The sequence below is a fragment of the Mesorhizobium intechi genome (genome assembly GCF_002879535.1).
Classification (GTDB): Bacteria; Pseudomonadota; Alphaproteobacteria; order Rhizobiales; family Rhizobiaceae; genus Mesorhizobium; species Mesorhizobium intechi.
Genome location: NZ_PNOT02000357.1, coordinates 16487 through 35498, shown reverse-complemented (window position 1 = coordinate 35498; position 19012 = coordinate 16487). Strand labels below are relative to the sequence as shown.

Sequence of the window (19012 nt, the reverse complement as noted above, 5' to 3'; positions counted from 1 at the left end):
CCCGCCACAAGATCAGAAATCTTTCAGAAAGCGCTCGGGATTCTCGGCTGCAAAGACGCCAAAGTCCCCCGGTCGCCGATGGGGTCGACACAGCCTGCCGAACAAATCGGCTGGCTCGTTTCCAGGGCATGTCGACCGATCGGGCAGTCCGGCGACCATCTACTGGATTCGCCGATCACGCCCAATGCCTGTGATCGGCGAGCACCGCGTTACACCAACCGGCAGGCCGAAGCCGTGCCGATGGCAAGCTTTGCTGTCCTTTGGCCGCTAGTGCGGAAACTCCAGCCCCATCTCGCGGTAACGCTCTGGATCATCGCCCCAGTTCTCGCGCACCTTGACGAACAGGAAGAGGTGCACCTTTTGCTCGAGGATGCCCGCGATCTCCATGCGTGCCGCCTGGCCGATGGCGCGGATGGTCTCGCCCTTGTGGCCGAGCACGATCTTCTTCTGGCTGTCGCGCTCGACATAGATGGTCTGGTCGATACGCACCGAGCCGTCCGGCTTCTCTTCCCATTTCTCGGTCTCGATATGCGAGGAATAGGGCAGTTCCTGATGCAGCCTGAGATAGAGTTTTTCGCGGGTGATCTCGGCCGCCAGTTGCCGCATCGGCAGGTCGGAAATCTGGTCCTCCGGATAGTACCAGGGGCCAGCCGGCAGCGCCCGCGCCAGATAGTCGAGCAGATCCTTGCAGCCGGAGCCGGTCAGCGCGGAGACCATGAAGGTGCGCTTGAACGGCACTTTCTCGTTCGCCGCCGCAGACAGGGCCAGAAGCGTCTCATGCTTGACCCGATCGACCTTGTTGAGAATCAGCGCCATCGGCTGGCGCACATCCTTAAGCCGCTCGAGGATGGCATCGGCGTCACCCCGGATGCCGCGCTCGGCATCGATCAATAAAAGCACGATATCGGCATCCTTGGCGCCGCCCCAGGCGGTGGTCACCATCGCGGTGTCGAGGCGCCGCTTGGGTTTGAAGATGCCGGGCGTGTCGACGAAGACGATCTGCGCATTGTCATGCGTGGCGATACCGCGCACGATCGCGCGCGTCGTCTGCACCTTGTGGGTTACGATCGACACCTTGGCGCCGACCAACTGGTTGACCAGCGTCGACTTGCCGGCGTTCGGCGCGCCGATCAGCGCGACGAAGCCGGAATGCGTGGTGGGGGTTTCAGCAGTTTCAATATCGGTCATGCCGCGTTCCATACACCTTCGCGCAGCAGAAGGGCAGCCGCAGCTGCCTGCTCCGCCTCACGTTTGGAACGGCCACTGCCGGTCGCCGGTTGAAATGCGCCAACCCTGACGCTGACGGTGAACAACGGATCGTGGTCCGGCCCCTCGCGGCTGTCGATCTGGTAGGCGGGAACCGCACTCGCCGCCTGATGCGCCCATTCCTGCAATTCGGTCTTGGCGTCGCGGCGCGCCGCGCCGGAAGCCTGCGAACGCGGCTGCCAGTATTTGTGAATGAAGGCGCGTGCCGCCTCCAGCCCACCGTCGAGGTAGAGCACGGCGATCAGCGATTCCAAGGCATCGGCGCGCAGATTGACGCGCTTGCGCCCCTCGAGCCCGCGCACATCCGATCCGGCGCGGATCAGGTCCGGCAGTCCGATATGTTCGGCGATCTCGGAAAGCGCCTCGGCATTGACCAGCGCATTGAGCCGCAGCGACAATTCGCCTTCCGCCGCATCGGGAAACGCCGTCAGGAGCATATCGGCAACGATCAGGCCGAGAACGCGGTCGCCGAGAAACTCGAAACGCTCGTAATCGGTGCCGGCATTGGCGCCGCGGGCGCTGGCATGGGTCAGCGCGCGCTGCAGGCGCTGGCGGTCGGCAAAGGCGTGGCCGGTGCGTTCCACCAGCGCTTCGGCGAGCGCGTCGGCGGTCAACCGTCTTGTTGCCGCCATGACCCTAGTTGACGAAATGGAACAGGCGCGAAACGCGCATCAGCGACGGCCATTTCCAGATTTCGAGAGGGCTCGCCTTGCCGGCGATCGAGAAGAAGACAAGGTTGGCGCGGCCGACCAGGTTCTCGGCCGGAACGTAGCCGACGGTGAAGCGGCTGTCGGCGGAATTGTCCCTGTTGTCGCCCATCATGAAATAGTGGCCGGGCGGCACATCGAATTCACGCGTGTTGTCGCCGATCGAATTCGGATTGAGGTCGAGCGTATCGTAGCTGACGCCGTTTGGCAGGGTTTCCCGGTAAACGTCGATCGGCTGAGGCATTTCGGTGATATCGGGATTGTCGATCTGGCCGGTCTTCACACGCGGCACGCCGACGCCGTTGATGAACAACTGGCCATTCTTCATCTGGATCTTGTCGCCGGGCAGGCCGACCACGCGCTTGATGTAGTCGACGGACGGATCCGGCGGGAACTTGAACACCACAACGTCGCCACGCTTGGGCTCGGAGCCCCAGATGCGGCCCGAGAAGAGGTCAGGCCCGAACGGCAGCGAATAGCGCGAATATCCGTAAGACCATTTGGTGACGAACAGATAGTCGCCTTCCAGAAGCGTCGGCCGCATCGATCCCGACGGGATCGAAAAGGGCTGGAACAACAGCGTGCGGATGACCAGCGCGAGCAAAAGCGCCTGGACGATGACGCTGACGGTCTCGCCAAGCCCGCCGGATTTCTTCTGGGATTTTTCAGCCACGCTCATGTCGTCCTCGATTGTGCGTTGGATGTATAGAGTCTCGGCGCGCGCTGGGCAACGTCAATGCCAGTCGTCAGATGCAATCAATGTGGCGCTTGTTCGACGGGCAACGCCTCGATGATCACAAAGGCTTGAGCGAGCGGGAAATCATCCGTGATGGTGAGGTGGATCGCCGCCCGATGCCCTGGGGGCAGGATTTTTTCGAGCCGTGCCAGCGCCCCGCCGGTCAGCGCCATGGTCGGCGCGCCGCTGGGCAAGTTGACGACGCCCATGTCGCGCCAGAACACGCCTTGCGCCATGCCCGTACCCAGTGCCTTGGCGCAGGCCTCCTTGGCGGCGAAGCGCTTGGCGTAGGAGGCGGCGCGGGCACGGCGGTTTTCCGAACGCGCCTGTTCTGCCTCGGTGTAGATCCTCTGGACGAAGCGCTGGCCGTGATGTTCTAGCGATTTCTCGATGCGCCTGATATCGATCAGATCACTGCCGATACCGATGATCATCGTGTAGCGGAACCGATGCTTGCTCCGGGATGAGGCGGCTGCTCGCGGCGGCTTGCGCGCTCGGCCAGCCGCTTGCGCCTCTGCTCGCGAAAGACATTCATGCCCCAGCGGGTGACGCCGTAGAACAGGAGGCCAAACACCAGTCCGAGCGGCACCGCGCCGATCAACATGGGTTCGAGCACAGGATGCCATAGTTTCGCGAAGGAAAGCGTGTGCAACATCTCGCCGAGATGCGCCGGCGGACCATGTGCCGGCAGGCGATCGTGCAGGATGAGCTTGCCGGTTTCCCAGGACGCGCCCCACAGAATGGGAAAAGTCAGCGGATTGCCGAAGAAAACAGCGCCGAGTGCCGCCGCCACCAGATTGCCGGCGATCACCCAGCACAGAACGGCGGCAATGATGAAATGGAAGCCCACGGGAAAGAACGAAGCGAAGACGCCAGCCGCCACACCGGCTGCCACCGCGTGCGGCGTGGCCTTCAGCCGCAGGATGCGCTTGGAGAAATACTGCAGCGAGCGCGAGAACGACCGGCGCGGCCACAGATAGGTGCGCACCCGCTCCAAAAGGCCATCAGGCTTGCGGCGACGAAAAAGCACTCTCTTCCTATTCCCGATACTTTACAGCTCGCATCCCTGCTGTCTTCAGCCGGGCTGCAACCGCCACATCTTGCGCTTTACGGTCACCCGAAGGCAATCGCGACGCTAATATAGCGATCCGCAACCCCGACAACAACCGAAGGCTACCTGTACAGCGGCCGCGCCGCCATAATCTTTGGTAAGGTTCACGTCTCCAACACCTGACAATCGCGGCGAATTTGAGAATGGCTTCGGCCTATGGTCGCAGCCTGATATCCGAGACGCTACGGCAAGTACTGGCTGACTTCGACAAGATTGCCGTCCGGATCGCGGAAATAGACAGACATCATCGGACCGCGCGCCCCGATGCGTTCGACCGGCCCCAGTTCGAGCACAACGCCATTGGCTTCGAGACGGGCGCGGATTTCGTCGAGCGGTCGTTCGGTAATCAGGCAGAAATCACCTGACCCTGGCGTCGGTGCCTTCGCCTTCGGCTCGAACGTGCGGCTGATCTCGTGGACATTGATCTTCTGGCCGCCAAAAGCCAGCGCTGTCGGCCGACCTGGCGGGTCGACGCGCTCGAAACCCAGCACGCGCTGGTAAAAGGCGCAGGTCGCTTCGAGCGACGCCACCGTCAGCACGAAATGATCGATCCCGACGATCATTGCGAATTTGCCTTTACGCATGTCGTCACTCCCAAAACGCCGCACACTTTTGGGCGACATGCATGATCAGATATTGCGGCTGCCAGGCTTGACCGCCGGTATCGCGGCAAGCTCCGGCGGCAGCCGGTCAGGTGGATAGGCCGGAACCTCGTATTCGGCGAGCGCGATCAGCGGCACGCCGACATGGGTCTTGCCGGCTGAACGGTCGATGATGCAGGCGGCGGCCACCACCTCGGCGCCAAGCTCGCGCAGGCACTCGATGGTTTCGCGGATCGACAGGCCGGTGGTGACGATATCCTCGACGATGACGACGCGCGCACCCCTGGCGATCTCGAAGCGGCGCAAGCGGAACTCGCCCCCTTCCCGCTCGACCCAGATCGCCGGCACGCCGAGGTGGCGCGAGGTTTCGTAGGCCGGGATCAGGCCACCGATCGCCGGGCCGACGACATAGTCGATCTTGCCTGGCACCGCTGCCCGGATCTTTTCGGCCAGCGCCTTGCAAAGCCGCTCGGTCTTGTCGGCATGCATGAACACCCGCGCCTTCTGCAGGAAGACCGGGCTGCGCAGGCCCGACGTCAGGATGAAATGCCCCTCCAGAACAGCACCCGCCTCGCGGAAAATGCCCAGCACTTCATCGGTCTTCATCTGCGCCTGCCCCCTGATAGATCAGCCATGTCAGCCATTCACACGCCGCGCGTCGCTGACGCTCGAATTGTCCTTGAGCTGCGACAGCAGCCGGTTGAGATGCTTCAGATCCCAGACTTCGAGATCGATCAGCATTTCGGTGAAGTCGGGCGCCGTGCGCACCATCGACAGCGTATGGATGTTGGCGTCGTTGGACGCAACGACCTGGGCGATATCGGCGAGCGAGCCCGGCGCGTTGATGGCGGTGACCGAGACACGCGCGGGGAAGCGCTCCTTGGTGCGCTCGTCAATGTCCCAGCGCACATCGATCCAGCGCTCGGGCTGGTCGTCGAAAGCCTGCAGCGCCGGCGACTGGATCGGATAGATGGTGATGCCGGTGCCCGGCTGAACGATGCCGACGATGCGATCGCCCGGCACCGCGCCTTCCGGCGCGAAGCGCACCGGCAGGTCACCGCGCACGCCGCGGATCGGCACGGCGCCGTCGCGCGGCTGGTCCTTGTCCTTGCGCGCGGCCCGGCCCGGGATCTGGAACAGCATGCCGGCGGCGTTGCGGATCTTCGACCAGCCCTCCTCGCGCTGCTTTGGCGCTGCCGGCGTGACACGCTCGTCCTTGTAGTCAGGGAACACTGCCTTCATGACGTCGGTGGAAGCCAGTTCGCCACGGCCGACAGAGGCCAGCACGTCCTCGATGTCCTTGCGCGCAAGCCGGTGCAGGACCGGCTTCAGGCTTTCCTTGGTGAAATTCTTGCCGGCCCGTTCGAAGGCGCGTTCGAGAATGCGCGCGCCGAGACCGGAATACTGCTTGCGGATGGCGTTCTTGGTCGCTCGGCGGATGGCGGCGCGCGCCTTGCCGGTGACGACGACCGATTCCCACGCCGCCGGCGGCACTTGAGCCTTGGAACGGATGATCTCGACCTCGTCGCCATTCTTCAGTTCCGTCATCAGCGGCATGATGCGGCCATTGACCTTGGCGCCGACGCAGGTGTCGCCGACATCGGTGTGCACCGCATAGGCGAAATCGATGGGCGTGGCGCCGCGCGGCAAGGCAATCAGCATGCCCTTTGGCGTGAAGCAGAACACTTGGTCCTGGAACAGTTCCAGCTTGGTGTTCTCGAGGAAATCCTCGGGATTGTCACCTTCGGCGAGTTGCTCGATGGTGCGCCGCAGCCAGGCATAGGCATTGGTCTCCTTCGAGATCGCATGGCCGGCGCCGTTCGTCTTGCCGCCGGTATCCTTGTAGATCGAGTGCGCCGCGACGCCGTATTCGGCGATCTTGTTCATTTCGCGGGTGCGGATCTGCAGCTCGACGCGCTGGCGGGAGGGGCCGACGATGGTGGTGTGGATCGAGCGGTAGTCGTTCTGCTTCGGCGTCGAGATGTAGTCCTTGAAGCGGCCCGGCACCATGGACCATGTGGTATGGATGGCACCGAGCGCGCGGTAGCAGTCCTCGACCGTATCGACGACGACGCGGAAGCCGAAAATGTCGGACAGTTGCTCGAAGGACAGCGCCTTGGCTTCCATCTTGCGGAACACCGACCAGGGCTTCTTCTGTCGGCTCTTCACGCCGGCGTTGATGGAATGCTTTTCAAACAGCGCCGACAGCGCCTTTTCGATGTCGGTCAGCACGCCCTTGTTGCGCTCGAATATCTCGGCGAGCCGCGCGGTGACGGCACGATAGGCTTCCGGATTGATGTAGCGGAAGGCGATCTCCTCCAGCTCCTCGCGCATACCTTGCATGCCCATGCGCCCGGCCAGCGGCGCATAGATGTCCATCGTCTCCTCGGCGATGCGCAGGCGCTTGGCTTCCGGCATGTGGTCGAGCGTGCGCATGTTGTGCAGCCGGTCGGCGAGCTTGACCAGAAGCACGCGGACGTCTTCCGAGATCGCCAGCAGCAGCTTGCGCAGGTTCTCCGCCTGCTCTGCCTTCTTGGAAACGAGATCAAGCTTCTTCAACTTGGTCAGGCCCTCGACCAGCTTGCCCATTTCGGGGCCGAACAGATCGTCGATCTCGGCCCGCGTCGCCGTGGTGTCCTCGATCGTGTCGTGCAGCAAAGCGACGGCAATCGTCGCCTCGTCCATGTGCATTTCGGTGAGGATGGCGGCGACTTCGAGCGGATGCGAGAAATACGGATCGCCGGAAGCGCGCTTCTGGTGGCCATGCTTCTGCATGGCATAGACATAGGCCTTGTTGAGCAACGCCTCGTTGACGTCAGGCTTGTAGCGCTGGACGCGCTCGACAAGCTCATACTGACGCATCATGGGCGGAATCTCTCAGCGATGAAATGAATCATGCGCCGCACTGCTGTACGGCGCATGTCATAGATAGCCACGAAACTGCCGGGACGGAAGTGCCGGAAACGTGTTCCGGGCAGATCCAGAAAACTCTCTTAGTAGTCGTCGCTCTTTTCCGGCGGTACCAGACCTTCGATGCCGGCCAGCAGGTCTTCCTCGGTCATGCGATCGAACGTGATGTTGTCCTCGGCATCGTCGGTTTCGGTGGCAGCGACAGCGCCGCCGGTCTGGTCGGCGATAACCTCGCCATCGGCCTCGGGCTCGTCGACCTCAACATGCTTCTGCAGGGAATGGATCAGATCTTCCTTGAGGTCGTCGGGCGACAGTGTCTCGTCGGCGATCTCGCGCAAGGCAATGACCGGGTTCTTGTCGTTGTCGCGAGGAACGGTGATCTGCGCGCCCTGGCTGATCTGGCGAGCACGGTGGCCGGCCAAAAGCACCAGCTCGAAGCGGTTGTCGACCTTGTCGATGCAATCTTCAACGGTTACGCGGGCCATGGACTGCCCCTTTCATGCCTGGATTTGATGGAAAACAGGCGCGGTCCATAACCCGAACGCCGCGAAAATACAAGCATCTTGGCATTGGCGGGACTATTGGCGCTCAATCCCTGCCCAAACACCGGATTTGGCCAACCGCCCGCGTCGTTCGTTCGACGCCGCGATCACAATTGCTTGCATTGCCCTATCACGCCTTGGATTGCCACCAAACTGGCGTTATCTCGGATGGACAGGTCAGCCGGTTTATTACGCGCCTGACCGATAGTCGCTACCGCATTTCGTTTAGACGGCCGCATTTTTCGAAAAGGAATATTTTCCATGTTCGACCCACGTGAAAAAATCGCCTTATTCATCGACGGTGCCAATCTCTACGCTACGTCGCGGGCGCTCGGCTTCGACATCGACTATCGCAAGCTGTTGTCGAGTTTCCAGAAGCGCGGCTATCTCTTGCGCGCCTATTATTACACGGCGCTTGTCGAGGATCAGGAATACTCCTCTATCCGCCCGCTGATCGACTGGCTCGATTATAACGGCTTCAAGGTGGTGACCAAGCCCGCCAAGGAGTTCACCGACTCGACCGGCCGCCGCAAGATCAAGGGCAATATGGATATCGAGCTGACGGTCGATGCGCTGGAGCTCGCCGACGTCGTCGACCACTATGTCATTTTCTCCGGCGACGGCGACTTCCGCACGCTGGTTGAGGCGCTGCAGCGGCGCGGCCGCAAGGTGTCGATCGTCTCGACCATGGCCTCGCAACCGCCGATGATCTCGGATGATCTGCGCCGCCAGGCCGACCATTTCATCGACCTGACGACGCTGAAGAACGAAGTCGGCCGCGATCCCTCTGAAAGGCCCGTGCGCCGGCCCGAACCGGCTGAAGTCGACGAGGACGACTTCTGAGGCCGGTCGCCTTGACCGCCCTCACCGCTTCCGAACCCAGCCGCGACTGCCAGCTCTGCCCGCGGCTGCATGACTTCATCGCCGAGTGGCGGGAACGTGAGCCGTCCTGGTTCAACGCGCCGGTGCCGACCTTCCTGCCACCACAGGGTGAGGACACGGTCCAGCTTCTGATCGTCGGGCTGGCGCCCGGTCTGCGCGGCGCCAACCGCACCGGCCGCCCCTTCACCGGTGACTATGCCGGCGACCTGCTCTACTCGACGCTGATCGCGCACGGGCTTGCGCGCGGTGAGTTCAAGGCGCGGCCCGATGACGGGCTGGAGCTCGTTGGCACGGCGATCACCAATGCAGTGCGCTGCGTGCCGCCGGAGAACAAGCCTGTCGGCGCGGAAATCTCGACCTGCCGCAGCTTCCTGGTGCCGACGATTGCACGCTTTCCCAAGTTACGCGCGGTGCTGGCGCTCGGATCGATCGCGCACCAGTCGACCGTGCGGGCGCTCGGCGAGCGCGTCGCCGCCTATCCGTTCAGGCATGGCGGGCAGTTGCCGGCCGGTGGCATCATGCTGTTTTCCAGCTATCACTGCTCACGCTACAACACCAACACCGGCGTCTTGACGGAGGAAATGTTCGTCAACGTGTTCAGCAAGATAGCCGCGTTCCTGAAGAAATAGATTCACTCCTCAATGCGCCGGCGTAAGCAGCGCGGCCAATTTCTCCGGCCCCCCCTGCAGGACGTTCAGGTCGACGTCACCCGCGATACCGTCCACGCGCCCCCGATTGTGGTACTGCCAGTAGATCCAGTCGTGGCGGTCCGGTTCCACCAGCAGCGACCGGAGCCAGAGCGGGCGAGTTGCGATCTGCCCGGCATAGGCAGCCTCGGCCTCATCGGTCAGATAGACGATCGCCGTCTTACCGAACGCCTGCTCGACAGGCCCGAGGAAAGCCTGGAGTTCGGCATTCAACTGTTCGGGCGATGGGCGCTGCGGACAGTTACCGCCGAACTCGACATCGACGACCGGCGGCAGCATGGGCTGATCGTGCGGTACCACCGAGATGAAATTCTTCGCCTGGTCTGCGCCTGGCCGGCAGAAGGTGAAGAAATGGTAGGCGCCCACGGCGATGCCGGCCGCGCGGGCCTCGAGCAGATTGCTGGCAAAGGCGCGATCGACATGATCGCCGCCCTCGGTCGCCTTGATGATGGCGAAGGCGACATCGTCGGCGGCAACGCGCCGCCAGTCGATCTGGCCTTGATGATGCGAGACGTCGATCCCTCTGACCGGATATTTGTTACGGTCGGGAGAATAGGTGTGGAAGTAGAAGAAGCCGCCGGCCGCCGCCATCGCCGCAAACGCCAGGCTCGTCAACCCCCAGAGGATGATCCGGTTCTTCAGAGCGTCCCCCTGGTATCTGCCGGTTGCGCTTGCCCGCAATTTGAAGCCAACCTGGCTTTTTCGAGGGCTACCGCCTGATGTTTCTCACCCACGCTCCTTCAAGAGCCGGCCCTTCTCGCGAGACCAGTCGCGCTGTTTTTCGGTTTCGCGCTTGTCGTGCAATTTCTTGCCGCGGCCCACGGCGAGCAGCAGCTTGGCGCGGCCCTGGTCGTTGAAATAGATTTTCAGCGGCACCAGCGTCATGCCTTCGCGGTCGACGCTCTGCGACAGCTTGGCCATCTCGCGCTTGTTTAGCAGGAGTTTGCGCCGCCGCCTGGGCTCGTGGTTGAAGCGGTTGGCCTGCAGATATTCGGGCAGATAGGAATTGATCAGCCAGATCTCGCCGCCTTCGACCGAGGCATAGCTGTCCTGGATGTTGGCCTGGCCCTGGCGAAGCGACTTGACCTCGGTGCCGGTCAGCACCAAGCCGGCCTCGATCGTGTCGAGCACCTCATAGGAAAACCGCGCCTTGCGGTTTTCCGCAACGGTCTTGTTGTTGGGATCGGCTTTTCTGACTTGATTCATGATGTGGAGAGGTGGCGCCTCATCCTCAATTAATCAAGCCGGCGTGCTTCATGGCCGCATCGATCTTCGCCGCGGTCGACTCCTCGACCGTGACAAGTGGCGACCGCACCACATTCTCCACCTTGCCGAGCTTCGACAGAGCGTATTTGGCGCCGGACACGCCGGGCTCCAGGAAGATCGCCTTGTGCAGGGGCAAGAGACGATCCTGCAATTCAAGCGCCTTGGCGCTGTCGCCGCAAAGCGTCGCCTCCTGGAATTCGGCGCACAGCCGCGGCGCGACGTTCGAGGTCACCGAAATGCAACCGACACCGCCATGGGCGTTGAAGCCGAGCGCCGAGGCATCCTCGCCGGAAAGCTGGATGAAGTCCTTGCCGCAGGTCATGCGCTGCTCGGACACACGCTCGACCTTGCCGGTCGCGTCCTTGACACCGACGATGTTCTTGAAGTCGTGCGCCAGCCGCCCCATCGTCTCCGGCATCATGTCGATCACCGAACGCGGCGGGATGTTGTAGATGATGATCGGCAACTTGGTCGCCCTGGCGACGGCGGCGAAATGCTCGTAGAGGCCGCGCTGCGTCGGCTTGTTGTAATAGGGCGTGACGACCAGGGCGGCATCGGCGCCGGCCTTTTCGGCATATTGCACGAGGCCAACGGCTTCCGCGGTGTTGTTGGAACCGGCGCCGGCAACGACCGGTGCGCGGCCCTTGGCCACCTCGATGCAGACCTTGACGACATGGCGGTGCTCATCGTGCGACAGCGTCGGCGACTCGCCGGTCGTGCCCACCGGAACCAGACCTGTCGTGCCTTCCCCGAGCTGCCATTCGACAAAGGCGCGAAAGGCTTTCTCGTCGAAACGCCCGCTCTGTTCGAACGGTGTCACGAGCGCAGTAAGCGAGCCTCTCAGCATGTCGTCCAACTCCTTGGGACTTGTTCATGCATGTCATTGTCCCAAAACTGGTAATCCACTTTTGGGTGACATGCATCGGTGTTTATCGTGCGCGCCTTCTAACGGAAAGCGAAGCGGCGCACCATAGTCTCGACACGGTTGCGCGGCAAGCATTGCCATGGTGCCAGCAAGCGCAATTCGAACGGCCTCGATAACTCTTTGTTTACGAGCCCTTCACGACCTAAGTTTAGGCTTCGAGGAAGCTTCGCCTGCTGGTAAAATGCCGGAATAAGGAAAGACACGAGACCATGCCGACCCGTCGGCCCCTCTTGGCGCTGCTTGGCGCCATCGCCGCGCTGATGCCCGGTGTGGCGATCAGCGGCAGCGTGGATGCGCGGGTCACCGCGGCGATCCCGATGCCGAGCCCGCAGTACAGCGCGCAGCAGACCCCCTCGCCCAGCGTCTTGCTGCTGAAGAGCGGGCTGGACGCGCTGGCGGCCGGTGATATTCCCGGCGCTCGCGGCGTGCGCGATGCGCTTCCCGCTCAATCGCTCGACCAGCATATACTGGCCTGGGCGATGGCACTTTACGGTGGCGACAAGGTTCCGAGCGGCGACATCGCCGCCGCCGCCAAGATGCTGCCCAACTGGCCGGGCACCATTGCCTTGCGCAAGAACAGCGAGCGGGCGCTCTATCGAGAAAACCCCGCTCCCGACATCGTCATTGCGGCGTTCGATGGCAGCCAGCCGCAAACATTCGAGGGCGTCATGGTTCTCGCCCGCGCCTATGTGGCGACGGGCAATGTCAAGGCGGCACGCTCGGTGCTGTCGCCGTTCTGGCGCACCACGATCCTGGAAGCCAAGGACGAGACGGCGCTGATCAAGGAATTCGGCAGTCTGATCCCTGCCGCCGACCACCGTTTTCGCATGGACCGGATGTTCTATGCCGACCGGGTCAATTCCGCGCTGCGCATTGCCGATCTTGCCGGCGCCCAGCAGTTTGCCGAGGCCTGGGCCGCGGCCGACAGAGGCGACAAGAATGCGTTGAAACTGCTGAATGCCGTCCCAGCATCCCAGCGATCTGCCGGCTATTTCTTCGCGCAGGCTGAGTATCTGCGCAAGCAGCAGGATTTTGCCGGCGCCGCCGCATTCGTGATGAAGGCGCCGACAGACCGCGAGGCACTGGTCGATCCGGATGCCTGGTGGGTCGAGCGGCGGGTGTTGTCGCGCGAACTGGTCGACCAGGGCGACATGAAGACGGCGTACAAGATTGTCGCCATGCATGCCGCCGAAAGTGCAGCCAATGCGGCCGAGGCCGAGTTCCATGCCGGCTGGTATGCGCTGCGCGGCCTGAACGACCCTAAGCTTGCCGCGACGCATTTTTCGCGCATCGCCGACCTTGCCCAGGGGCCGATGACCCTGTCGCGCGCCTATTACTGGCTCGGCCGTGCCGCGGAAGTCGGCGGTCCCGGCAACGCCAAGGACTATTTTGGCCGCGCTGCCAATTACGGCACGACCTTTTACGGGCAGCTTGCCGCAGAACGTGTCGGCCGGCAGGCGCTCAACATCGTCTATCCCACGGCCAGTGCCGCCGACCGGCAGAATTTTGCCGGCCGCGAGGCAGCCAGTGCGATCAAGCGGCTGCAGGAGGCGGGTTATGATCGCTATGCCGAAACGCTCTATCGCGACCTTGCCGGCCAATTGACCAGCCCGGGCGAACTGGCGTTGCTTGCAGTCCTTGCCGAGAAGCAGGGCAACCATTTCATGGCGCTGAAGGTCGGCAAGATCGCCGGCGCGCGCGGCATCGATGTCGGCGCGCTGTCGCATCCGCTCGGCGTCATTCCTGACTCGGCCAATATTTCCGGCTCGGGCAAGGCGCTGGCCTATGCGATTGCCCGCCAGGAGAGTGAATTCAACATCGGCGCCGTATCCAGCGCCGGCGCGCGGGGGCTGCTGCAGCTGATGCCGGGAACCGCCAAGCAACTGGCGAAGAAGGCCGGATTGCAGTTTTCGCAGGCGCGGCTGACGACCGACGCCGGCTATAACGCCACGCTCGGCTCGGCCTTCCTCGGCGAGCAGCTCGATCGCTTTAACGGCTCCTACGTGTTGACCTTCGCCGGCTACAATGCCGGCCCCAACCGGGCCAGCCAGTGGGTGGCGAAATACGGCGACCCGCGTGGCAAGGACATCGATGCGGTGGTGGACTGGATCGAGCGAATTCCCTACACGGAAACGAGAAGTTACGTGCAGCGCGTGATGGAGAACTACGAGGTCTACAAGATGCGTATTTCAGGCAAATACGACATCGTCGGCGACCTCGTGAACGGGCGAAGTTGACCGAAAGACTGCCAAAGGCCGAATATGGGGATCACAGGCCTAACCGCAATCTTTTGCCGACGCAGGCGGGATCATAGCTGACGCGTCGCGATCGCACCGCGGTTTTATAGGTGGCGGGCGATCCTTGACAAAGATAGGCCAAGTTCTATCGTCGTTTGTTGAATGCAACAGCTTACGCGGGTGGGACAGATGCTGTTGGCTGGGCCGGTCGCTTCTGTGCCGCGACGGGATAATTATACTGTGCATTGCTGGCGTTCAGGAGCGTATGATCCGCCGTTTCGGATGCCGGAGAATATAGCTAGCCGCCCGGAAGCGGCAGGGAGCTTACCGGGGCGGCATCTTATCGTTGAATTTCACGAAGCCGCGAGTCTCGACAACGCTGCTTTTGTCCTGCAGGTCCTGCGCCAGGCTGCCGAGGACGCCAAAGCACAACTCCTCGCACTGCACCACCATGTGTTCACACCCTCCGGCGGTGTCACGGCATTTGCGATGCTGGCCGAGAGCCATATTTCCATCCATACCTGGCCTGTCGAATGCTATGCGGCGCTCGACATCTTCATGTGCGGTGTCTGTAATCCCCTCGCTTGTCTGCCTGCCTTGTCAATGGCTTTCCGTCCAAAGCGCGCGACTGTACTGGACCTGACCCGCGGTTTGGATGCCATAGACTGAATTTGCCATTACAAACGTGGCCCTGGTCCCGCAGATTGAGGAATAGAATGCCGGTCCGCCAAGACTTCACTCCTCAGCAAATAGCTGGCGACGCACCGTTGCGGCCGTATCCTTTGCCACCTCTACCCCCCGGTCATTTCTACGTCGAAGCCGAAGACCCGCGTTCGCTTGGATCCGGCGGGATCTTCGTTCGGGAAGACGCCGATCCCTTTGATGAGTACAATTATCGCGTAAAGAGCATCGTCTATACAGGACGAACGCAGTTCCAGGATATTGTAGTTGCCGACACTTACAATTTCGGACGCGCTTTGTTCCTGGATGGCGCAATTCAAAGCTCTGCCGAAGACGAGGCCCTGTACCACGAGATGCTCGTACAGCCGGCGCTTTTGATGCACGACAATCCGCGCGACGTTCTGATCGTCGGCGGCGGAGAAGGAGCAACCCTGAGAGAGGTCCTGGCGCACCGGTCGGTTGGCAGCGCTGTGATGATCGACATTGATCGGGAGGTTGTCGCGGTCTGCCGTGACCAGTTGCCAACCTGGCATTGCGGCGCCTTCGAAGACCCGCGGGCGACGTTGCTTTATATGGACGGGCGGCGCTATCTCGAGGAGACCGACGCGAAGTTCGATATCATCATCATCGACGTCGTGGACATGCTTGAAAACGGGCCGGCGCAGCGTCTCTATACGCGACAATTTTACGAGCTTGCACACGGACATCTGCGTGCGGGCGGTATCCTCGTCGTGCAAGGGCTCGAATTTTCCTTTGCGGACTACAAGGCCCATTGCGCTCTTTCGCGCACGCTCCGAACCGTCTTCGCGGAAGTGCACAGCTACAAAACATGCGTTCCATCTTTTCTCGGCAGTTGGGGTTTTTTGATCGCCTCGCAGAGCGTCTCCCCTCACGATTTCGGTTCCGATGCGCTTGATAGGGCGATCTTGGCCCGCCTCGGCTCAGAATGGCTCGACCACGCCACGGGGGACTTCATCAAAGCCAGCTTCAGCCACTGCAAGGAAACCCGGTTCCTGCTCGATCTGCCTGGTCCAATCATCGAGGACGATGTAGCTTTTGTCGAGCCTCCCGATATCGCGGAAGAACAACCATTCGGCCAGCTTTTGCCGGCCTTGTCCGATTGACCGCCATATGACGTCACAGGAGGCGTACAAACCCGCGATTTGGCGCCTCAGGCAGGCCACGCCCGGTGAAGGCAATGTCTGGCTCACGCTTCAACACCCCACTTCACTCGAACTCATGCGGGAGCCACTGAGCGGCGTACGGCCGCCCTCGGATAAGGGGACGATCCTGACATTCGTCCATCTGTTACCCGGGATCGAGACGCCTTTTGACGTCCAGAAGGAATTCGAGACATGGGTGTTGCAGGACGATACAACGGCACCTTATCTGGAGGTGTCGGGTCGAAATATACGCCTTGTCTGGCGAGGTCGGCGAGGTCTGGCCTTCGCACCTATCCAGGCGGCCGAAGACTGTCTTGCGGCGGCGGCCGTCTTTTCGCATGTTTATGGCGCCCTGTCGGTCGAGGAGTCGCGTCTGGAGACAACGTGGCAATCGATGACAAACGACGTCGCTCTCACACACGACGTTCGGCGTATCGCGTTGCGCGAGCAGCGTCGCGTCAACCAGATGACCCGGCAGTTTCAGACCGCGCGCATTTTTGTGGCTCGGATGGACATCGCTTTGCAACGCCCGGAATCCAAGCTCTCCGCGGCAACAAGAAGGCTCTTTGGTGAGCTTGCATTACAGGCCGACCTCATATCTCGCGTCCGCGTGCTTGACGACGCGATCGAGGTCGGTGAGGATCTCTACGAGCTCGCCAATGACAGACTGATCGAACATCGAAACTATCTGGTCGAAGTATGGATCGAGACAGCCATCCTTTTTGCAATTTTGGCGGAGCTGGCCGTGTTGCTGGTCGATTTCTTTTCTAGATGACTGGCAATCCCTCGACATTTCCCGACTTCTTCTACGCGGCGCCAGACGGGCTGGGACTTCATGCCCGCGTCTACGGCGAAGCGAAGTCCGGACATTGGCCGGTCATCTGCCTGCCTGGGCTGACGCGCAACGCGCGAGATTTTCATAAGCTGGCGCTTTATCTTTCGACGCGATCCCCGGTGCCGCGCCAAGTGGTTGCCTTCGACTATCGCGGACGCGGACAGTCGGCCTACGATCCCGATGTCAGCCACTACAATGTCGGCGTCGAGGCCAGTGACATCCTTGCCGGGCTGGCCGCGCTTGGCATCGAAGAGGCGGCTTTCATCGGTACCTCTCGCGGCGGGCTGATCATCCATGTGCTCGGCGCGCTGCGTCCGGCCGTGCTGAAAGCCATTGTTCTCAACGACATCGGGCCGGTGATCGAGGCGGCCGGCCTCGCCCATATCCAGTCCTATCTCGAACGCGCACCGAAGCCGAAAACCTTCACCGAGGCGGTGGATGCCCAGCGCAGCGTTCACGGCAAGGATTTTCCCATACTCACCGACGCCGACTGGACGCGGATGGTGGAGGCGCTCTGCCGCGAGACGGATCAAGGGCTGTTGCCGGATTTTGATCCGAAACTGGTCGAGATGGTCGCCAATCTTGACCTGTCAAAGCCTTTGCCGGCGCTGTGGCCGCAGTTCGAGGCGTTGGCAGCCATTCCCCTGCTCGCCATCCGTGGCGCCAATTCCAGGCTCTTGTCGCCTGAAACTCTGGAGCAGATGCGTCAGCGCCATCCAACGATGGAAACGATCATCGTCGAGGGCCAGGGACATGCCCCTTTCCTCGAAACCGGCAGCTTGCCCGACTCGATTGGCGCGTTTCTGGACAACGCAGAACGGCAGAGTCGTCCAGGGGACACTTCGGGACCTTGAACGTTCAATTGTCCCGACTTCATAACCGATTGGCTTTCGTCCGCTCGCGGACCGCTCCTTACCTCCCCGTACGGAGGCGAGGAGAAGACGGCTGGCCCGTGCATCGCTGACAATTGGCGAATCATCAATGGTGAGCTCGGCCTATATGCCGAGATGAGAAGGAAATCGGCTGCAACTACTCAACCCATCCTGCAACGCCGGCGATTGCGACAATGGCGACGAGAACGTCCCTCTCCCCATCTATATACGGGGAGAGGACGCAGGCAGGCAGGCGGGCGGCAGCGCCGACCCACGCGACCAATTGGCAAACCCGGCCCGGCGCTAGTTTGCTTTGGAGCCTTTACCGGGGGCCTTTACCGCTTCGCTCTTCGATTTGCGCGCCGGCTTCGAGGCCGAAGGCGTGGTCAGCGGCGACGAAAATGCGGAGCTTTCAACGCCGTTGGCCGCCCCGCAACCCCGAGGCGTCTCGAGCACGGTGACACAGCCGTCGAGATCATTGGTGGCCAGATGCGCGTAGCGCATGGTCATCGACAAGGTCTGATGGCCGAGCCACATCTGCACGCGCCTGATGTCGATGCCGCCCTGGACAAGACGCGAGGCACAGGTATGGCGCAATATATGCGGGACCACCTGATCGTCTGCGCCAAGACCGACTTCAGCCTTCGCGTCGTTCCAGATGGCACGATATTGCGCCTGGGTGAGCTTGGTGAACGGACCTTTGGGCCGGCGGCCCTCGGTCGGAGGCAGCTTGATTACCTCCTTGACCCGCTCCGTCATCGGAATGGTGCGGCTGCGGCCGGATTTGGTGATCCAGAAGGAGACGCGATTTTCCTGTATATCGTTCCAGATCAGTCCGAGCGCCTCGCCAAGACGGCAGCCGCTGTCGACCAGGAAGACGGAAAGCCTGTAGGCATCCTCGCTGCGGCTCCTGATGGCGGCGAACAGCCTGGCCTCTTCGTCCCTCTCGAGGAAGCGAATCCGTCCCGCCCGCTCCTTCTGGCGGCGGAACTCGGGCAGGCTGTGGATATCCCCCATCTTGTAAGCCTTGCGCAGCAGTTTGCTGAGGGCAGCCATCTTTCGATTGATGGTTGCGTTGCTGTTGCCGCGCTGGCGCAAGGTGCCGATAAGGTTATCAAGGGTACTCTGGTCAAAGGCGCTGAAACGCTCCCCGAGGAGGATCTCGTCTATTTCGCCGATGAACGAGCTGACATTATATTTATGCCGCCCATCATCCCACAATATATCGCGGTATGCTGAAAAAAGATCTCCGACCCTATGCGACTTTACTTCTCTTATCTTATCGAACGTGTACTTTATCTTGGAGTTATGAGAAGAAAACACCGCAAAATGATCAGAGGGGTATCCCTCTTGAATCGCTTCGTTTGTCATTATTAGCCACACCCCCGAGTGGATAGGTCAGACCTAGCCTACTTGGAAGCGTCCTTTCAAGAGTTTTTGTCAGACAAAACGATTTCATCCACCTGACGGCGAATCCCACGAAACCGTTCCGCAGACTTCAATCAGCTACCGTTCCCCCTGTTCCTTCTGTTTGCCCAAAGCCCAGTCACGAAACAAAACAGCCCGGGCG

The 19012-nt window shown here is 61.6% G+C and carries 20 protein-coding genes; 7 read left to right on the top strand and 13 right to left on the bottom strand.

What is annotated here, in order from left to right; all coding sequences use genetic code 11:
- Nucleotides 1–267: 267 nt before the first annotated feature.
- From era to rpoZ, 9 genes are all read right to left on the bottom strand, one after another.
- On the bottom strand, nucleotides 268–1200 hold the full coding sequence (era, locus tag C1D09_RS30230) for a GTPase Era (protein WP_140887189.1): 933 nt from the start codon (nucleotides 1198–1200) through the stop codon (nucleotides 268–270).
- Nucleotides 1185–1898, bottom strand: coding sequence for a ribonuclease III (gene rnc / locus C1D09_RS30225; protein WP_143977621.1), 714 nt, complete (start codon nucleotides 1896–1898; stop codon nucleotides 1185–1187). The genes era and rnc overlap by 16 nt, the downstream gene beginning before the upstream one ends.
- 4 nt (nucleotides 1899–1902) lie before the next feature.
- On the bottom strand, nucleotides 1903–2652 hold the full coding sequence (gene lepB, locus C1D09_RS30220) for a signal peptidase I (protein ID WP_010915103.1): 750 nt from the start codon (nucleotides 2650–2652) through the stop codon (nucleotides 1903–1905).
- Between the two features lie 77 nt (nucleotides 2653–2729).
- Nucleotides 2730–3143: a holo-ACP synthase gene (gene acpS / locus C1D09_RS30215; RefSeq protein WP_143977620.1), complete on the bottom strand. Its 414-nt coding sequence runs from the start codon at nucleotides 3141–3143 to the stop codon at nucleotides 2730–2732.
- Entirely contained in the window at nucleotides 3140–3739 is a 600-nt protein-coding gene (locus C1D09_RS30210) for a DUF2062 domain-containing protein (RefSeq protein WP_143977619.1), read from the bottom strand. The genes acpS and C1D09_RS30210 overlap by 4 nt, the downstream gene beginning before the upstream one ends.
- A 263-nt stretch (nucleotides 3740–4002) precedes the next feature.
- Entirely contained in the window at nucleotides 4003–4383 is a 381-nt protein-coding gene (locus C1D09_RS30205) for a VOC family protein (RefSeq protein WP_167514816.1), read from the bottom strand.
- A gap of 66 nt (nucleotides 4384–4449) precedes the next feature.
- Nucleotides 4450–5028 carry an orotate phosphoribosyltransferase gene (gene pyrE / locus C1D09_RS30200; protein ID WP_019857195.1) on the bottom strand — a complete coding sequence of 193 codons (579 nt, stop codon included), beginning with the start codon at nucleotides 5026–5028 and terminating at the stop codon, nucleotides 4450–4452.
- A 30-nt stretch (nucleotides 5029–5058) separates the two neighbouring features.
- The gene (locus C1D09_RS30195) at nucleotides 5059–7287 is read right to left on the bottom strand and encodes a RelA/SpoT family protein (protein WP_143977617.1); all 2229 of its coding nucleotides are present in this window, start codon (nucleotides 7285–7287) and stop codon (nucleotides 5059–5061) included.
- Between the two features lie 128 nt (nucleotides 7288–7415).
- Nucleotides 7416–7817, bottom strand: a complete 402-nt coding sequence (gene rpoZ, locus C1D09_RS30190) for a DNA-directed RNA polymerase subunit omega (protein ID WP_143977616.1) — start codon at nucleotides 7815–7817, stop codon at nucleotides 7416–7418.
- Between the two features lie 318 nt (nucleotides 7818–8135).
- Here rpoZ and C1D09_RS30185 point away from each other — a divergent pair, with 318 nt between their 5' ends.
- Nucleotides 8136–8717, top strand: a complete 582-nt coding sequence (locus tag C1D09_RS30185) for a LabA-like NYN domain-containing protein (RefSeq protein ID WP_091577098.1) — start codon at nucleotides 8136–8138, stop codon at nucleotides 8715–8717.
- An 11-nt stretch (nucleotides 8718–8728) separates the two neighbouring features.
- On the top strand, nucleotides 8729–9385 hold the full coding sequence (locus tag C1D09_RS30180) for a uracil-DNA glycosylase (protein WP_143977615.1): 657 nt from the start codon (nucleotides 8729–8731) through the stop codon (nucleotides 9383–9385).
- A gap of 9 nt (nucleotides 9386–9394) precedes the next feature.
- Here the strand turns inward: C1D09_RS30180 and C1D09_RS30175 are convergent, their stop codons facing one another.
- The 3 genes from C1D09_RS30175 to dapA all read right to left on the bottom strand — a co-directional run bounded on the left by C1D09_RS30175 (nucleotide 9395) and on the right by dapA (nucleotide 11576).
- A complete protein-coding gene (locus tag C1D09_RS30175) occupies nucleotides 9395–10105 on the bottom strand; it encodes a glycoside hydrolase family 25 protein (RefSeq protein WP_143977623.1) in 711 nt (236 codons plus the stop codon).
- 84 nt (nucleotides 10106–10189) lie between these two features.
- Nucleotides 10190–10669: an SsrA-binding protein SmpB gene (gene smpB / locus C1D09_RS30170; protein ID WP_006202221.1), complete on the bottom strand. Its 480-nt coding sequence runs from the start codon at nucleotides 10667–10669 to the stop codon at nucleotides 10190–10192.
- A 25-nt stretch (nucleotides 10670–10694) separates the two neighbouring features.
- The gene (gene dapA / locus C1D09_RS30165; RefSeq protein ID WP_143977614.1) at nucleotides 10695–11576 is read right to left on the bottom strand and encodes a 4-hydroxy-tetrahydrodipicolinate synthase; all 882 of its coding nucleotides are present in this window, start codon (nucleotides 11574–11576) and stop codon (nucleotides 10695–10697) included.
- Nucleotides 11577–11863: 287 nt separating this feature from the next.
- Between dapA and C1D09_RS30160 the strand changes: the two genes are divergently transcribed.
- The 5 genes from C1D09_RS30160 (at nucleotide 11864) to C1D09_RS30140 (ending at nucleotide 17424) form a co-directional block, all read left to right on the top strand.
- Nucleotides 11864–13891, top strand: coding sequence for a lytic transglycosylase domain-containing protein (locus tag C1D09_RS30160; protein WP_143977613.1), 2028 nt, complete (start codon nucleotides 11864–11866; stop codon nucleotides 13889–13891).
- 282 nt (nucleotides 13892–14173) lie between these two features.
- Nucleotides 14174–14560: an adenosylmethionine decarboxylase gene (gene speD, locus C1D09_RS30155; RefSeq protein ID WP_246135929.1), complete on the top strand. Its 387-nt coding sequence runs from the start codon at nucleotides 14174–14176 to the stop codon at nucleotides 14558–14560.
- A gap of 47 nt (nucleotides 14561–14607) precedes the next feature.
- Entirely contained in the window at nucleotides 14608–15696 is a 1089-nt protein-coding gene (locus tag C1D09_RS30150) for a fused MFS/spermidine synthase (protein WP_143977611.1), read from the top strand.
- A gap of 7 nt (nucleotides 15697–15703) precedes the next feature.
- Nucleotides 15704–16510: a hypothetical protein gene (locus tag C1D09_RS30145; protein WP_143977610.1), complete on the top strand. Its 807-nt coding sequence runs from the start codon at nucleotides 15704–15706 to the stop codon at nucleotides 16508–16510.
- On the top strand, nucleotides 16507–17424 hold the full coding sequence (locus tag C1D09_RS30140; protein ID WP_143977609.1) for an alpha/beta fold hydrolase: 918 nt from the start codon (nucleotides 16507–16509) through the stop codon (nucleotides 17422–17424). Before C1D09_RS30145 ends, C1D09_RS30140 begins: the two co-directional genes overlap by 4 nt.
- Nucleotides 17425–17745: 321 nt before the next feature.
- Here C1D09_RS30140 and C1D09_RS30135 read toward each other — a convergent pair whose 3' ends face one another.
- Nucleotides 17746–18813 (bottom strand): tyrosine-type recombinase/integrase, encoded by a 1068-nt coding sequence (locus tag C1D09_RS30135; protein WP_208760449.1) that lies wholly within the window; start codon nucleotides 18811–18813, stop codon nucleotides 17746–17748.
- Between the last annotated feature and the right edge of the window lie 199 nt (nucleotides 18814–19012).

What these genes read in the sequence shown, in the direction of transcription:
- era (WP_140887189.1), bottom strand. Translation starts at nt 1,200, where the DNA reads ATGGAACGCGGCATGACCGATATTGAAACTGCTGAAACCCCCACCACG.
- rnc (WP_143977621.1), bottom strand. Translation starts at nt 1,898, where the DNA reads ATGGCGGCAACAAGACGGTTGACCGCCGACGCGCTCGCCGAAGCGCTG.
- lepB (WP_010915103.1), bottom strand. Translation starts at nt 2,652, where the DNA reads ATGAGCGTGGCTGAAAAATCCCAGAAGAAATCCGGCGGGCTTGGCGAG.
- acpS (WP_143977620.1), bottom strand. Translation starts at nt 3,143, where the DNA reads ATGATCATCGGTATCGGCAGTGATCTGATCGATATCAGGCGCATCGAG.
- C1D09_RS30205 (WP_167514816.1), bottom strand. Translation starts at nt 4,383, where the DNA reads ATGATCGTCGGGATCGATCATTTCGTGCTGACGGTGGCGTCGCTCGAA.
- pyrE (WP_019857195.1), bottom strand. Translation starts at nt 5,028, where the DNA reads ATGAAGACCGATGAAGTGCTGGGCATTTTCCGCGAGGCGGGTGCTGTT.
- C1D09_RS30195 (WP_143977617.1), bottom strand. Translation starts at nt 7,287, where the DNA reads ATGATGCGTCAGTATGAGCTTGTCGAGCGCGTCCAGCGCTACAAGCCT.
- rpoZ (WP_143977616.1), bottom strand. Translation starts at nt 7,817, where the DNA reads ATGGCCCGCGTAACCGTTGAAGATTGCATCGACAAGGTCGACAACCGC.
- C1D09_RS30185 (WP_091577098.1), top strand. Translation starts at nt 8,136, where the DNA reads ATGTTCGACCCACGTGAAAAAATCGCCTTATTCATCGACGGTGCCAAT.
- smpB (WP_006202221.1), bottom strand. Translation starts at nt 10,669, where the DNA reads ATGAATCAAGTCAGAAAAGCCGATCCCAACAACAAGACCGTTGCGGAA.
- dapA (WP_143977614.1), bottom strand. Translation starts at nt 11,576, where the DNA reads ATGCTGAGAGGCTCGCTTACTGCGCTCGTGACACCGTTCGAACAGAGC.
- C1D09_RS30160 (WP_143977613.1), top strand. Translation starts at nt 11,864, where the DNA reads ATGCCGACCCGTCGGCCCCTCTTGGCGCTGCTTGGCGCCATCGCCGCG.
- speD (WP_246135929.1), top strand. Translation starts at nt 14,174, where the DNA reads ATGCCGGAGAATATAGCTAGCCGCCCGGAAGCGGCAGGGAGCTTACCG.
- C1D09_RS30150 (WP_143977611.1), top strand. Translation starts at nt 14,608, where the DNA reads ATGCCGGTCCGCCAAGACTTCACTCCTCAGCAAATAGCTGGCGACGCA.
- C1D09_RS30145 (WP_143977610.1), top strand. Translation starts at nt 15,704, where the DNA reads ATGACGTCACAGGAGGCGTACAAACCCGCGATTTGGCGCCTCAGGCAG.
- C1D09_RS30140 (WP_143977609.1), top strand. Translation starts at nt 16,507, where the DNA reads ATGACTGGCAATCCCTCGACATTTCCCGACTTCTTCTACGCGGCGCCA.
- C1D09_RS30135 (WP_208760449.1), bottom strand. Translation starts at nt 18,813, where the DNA reads ATGACAAACGAAGCGATTCAAGAGGGATACCCCTCTGATCATTTTGCG.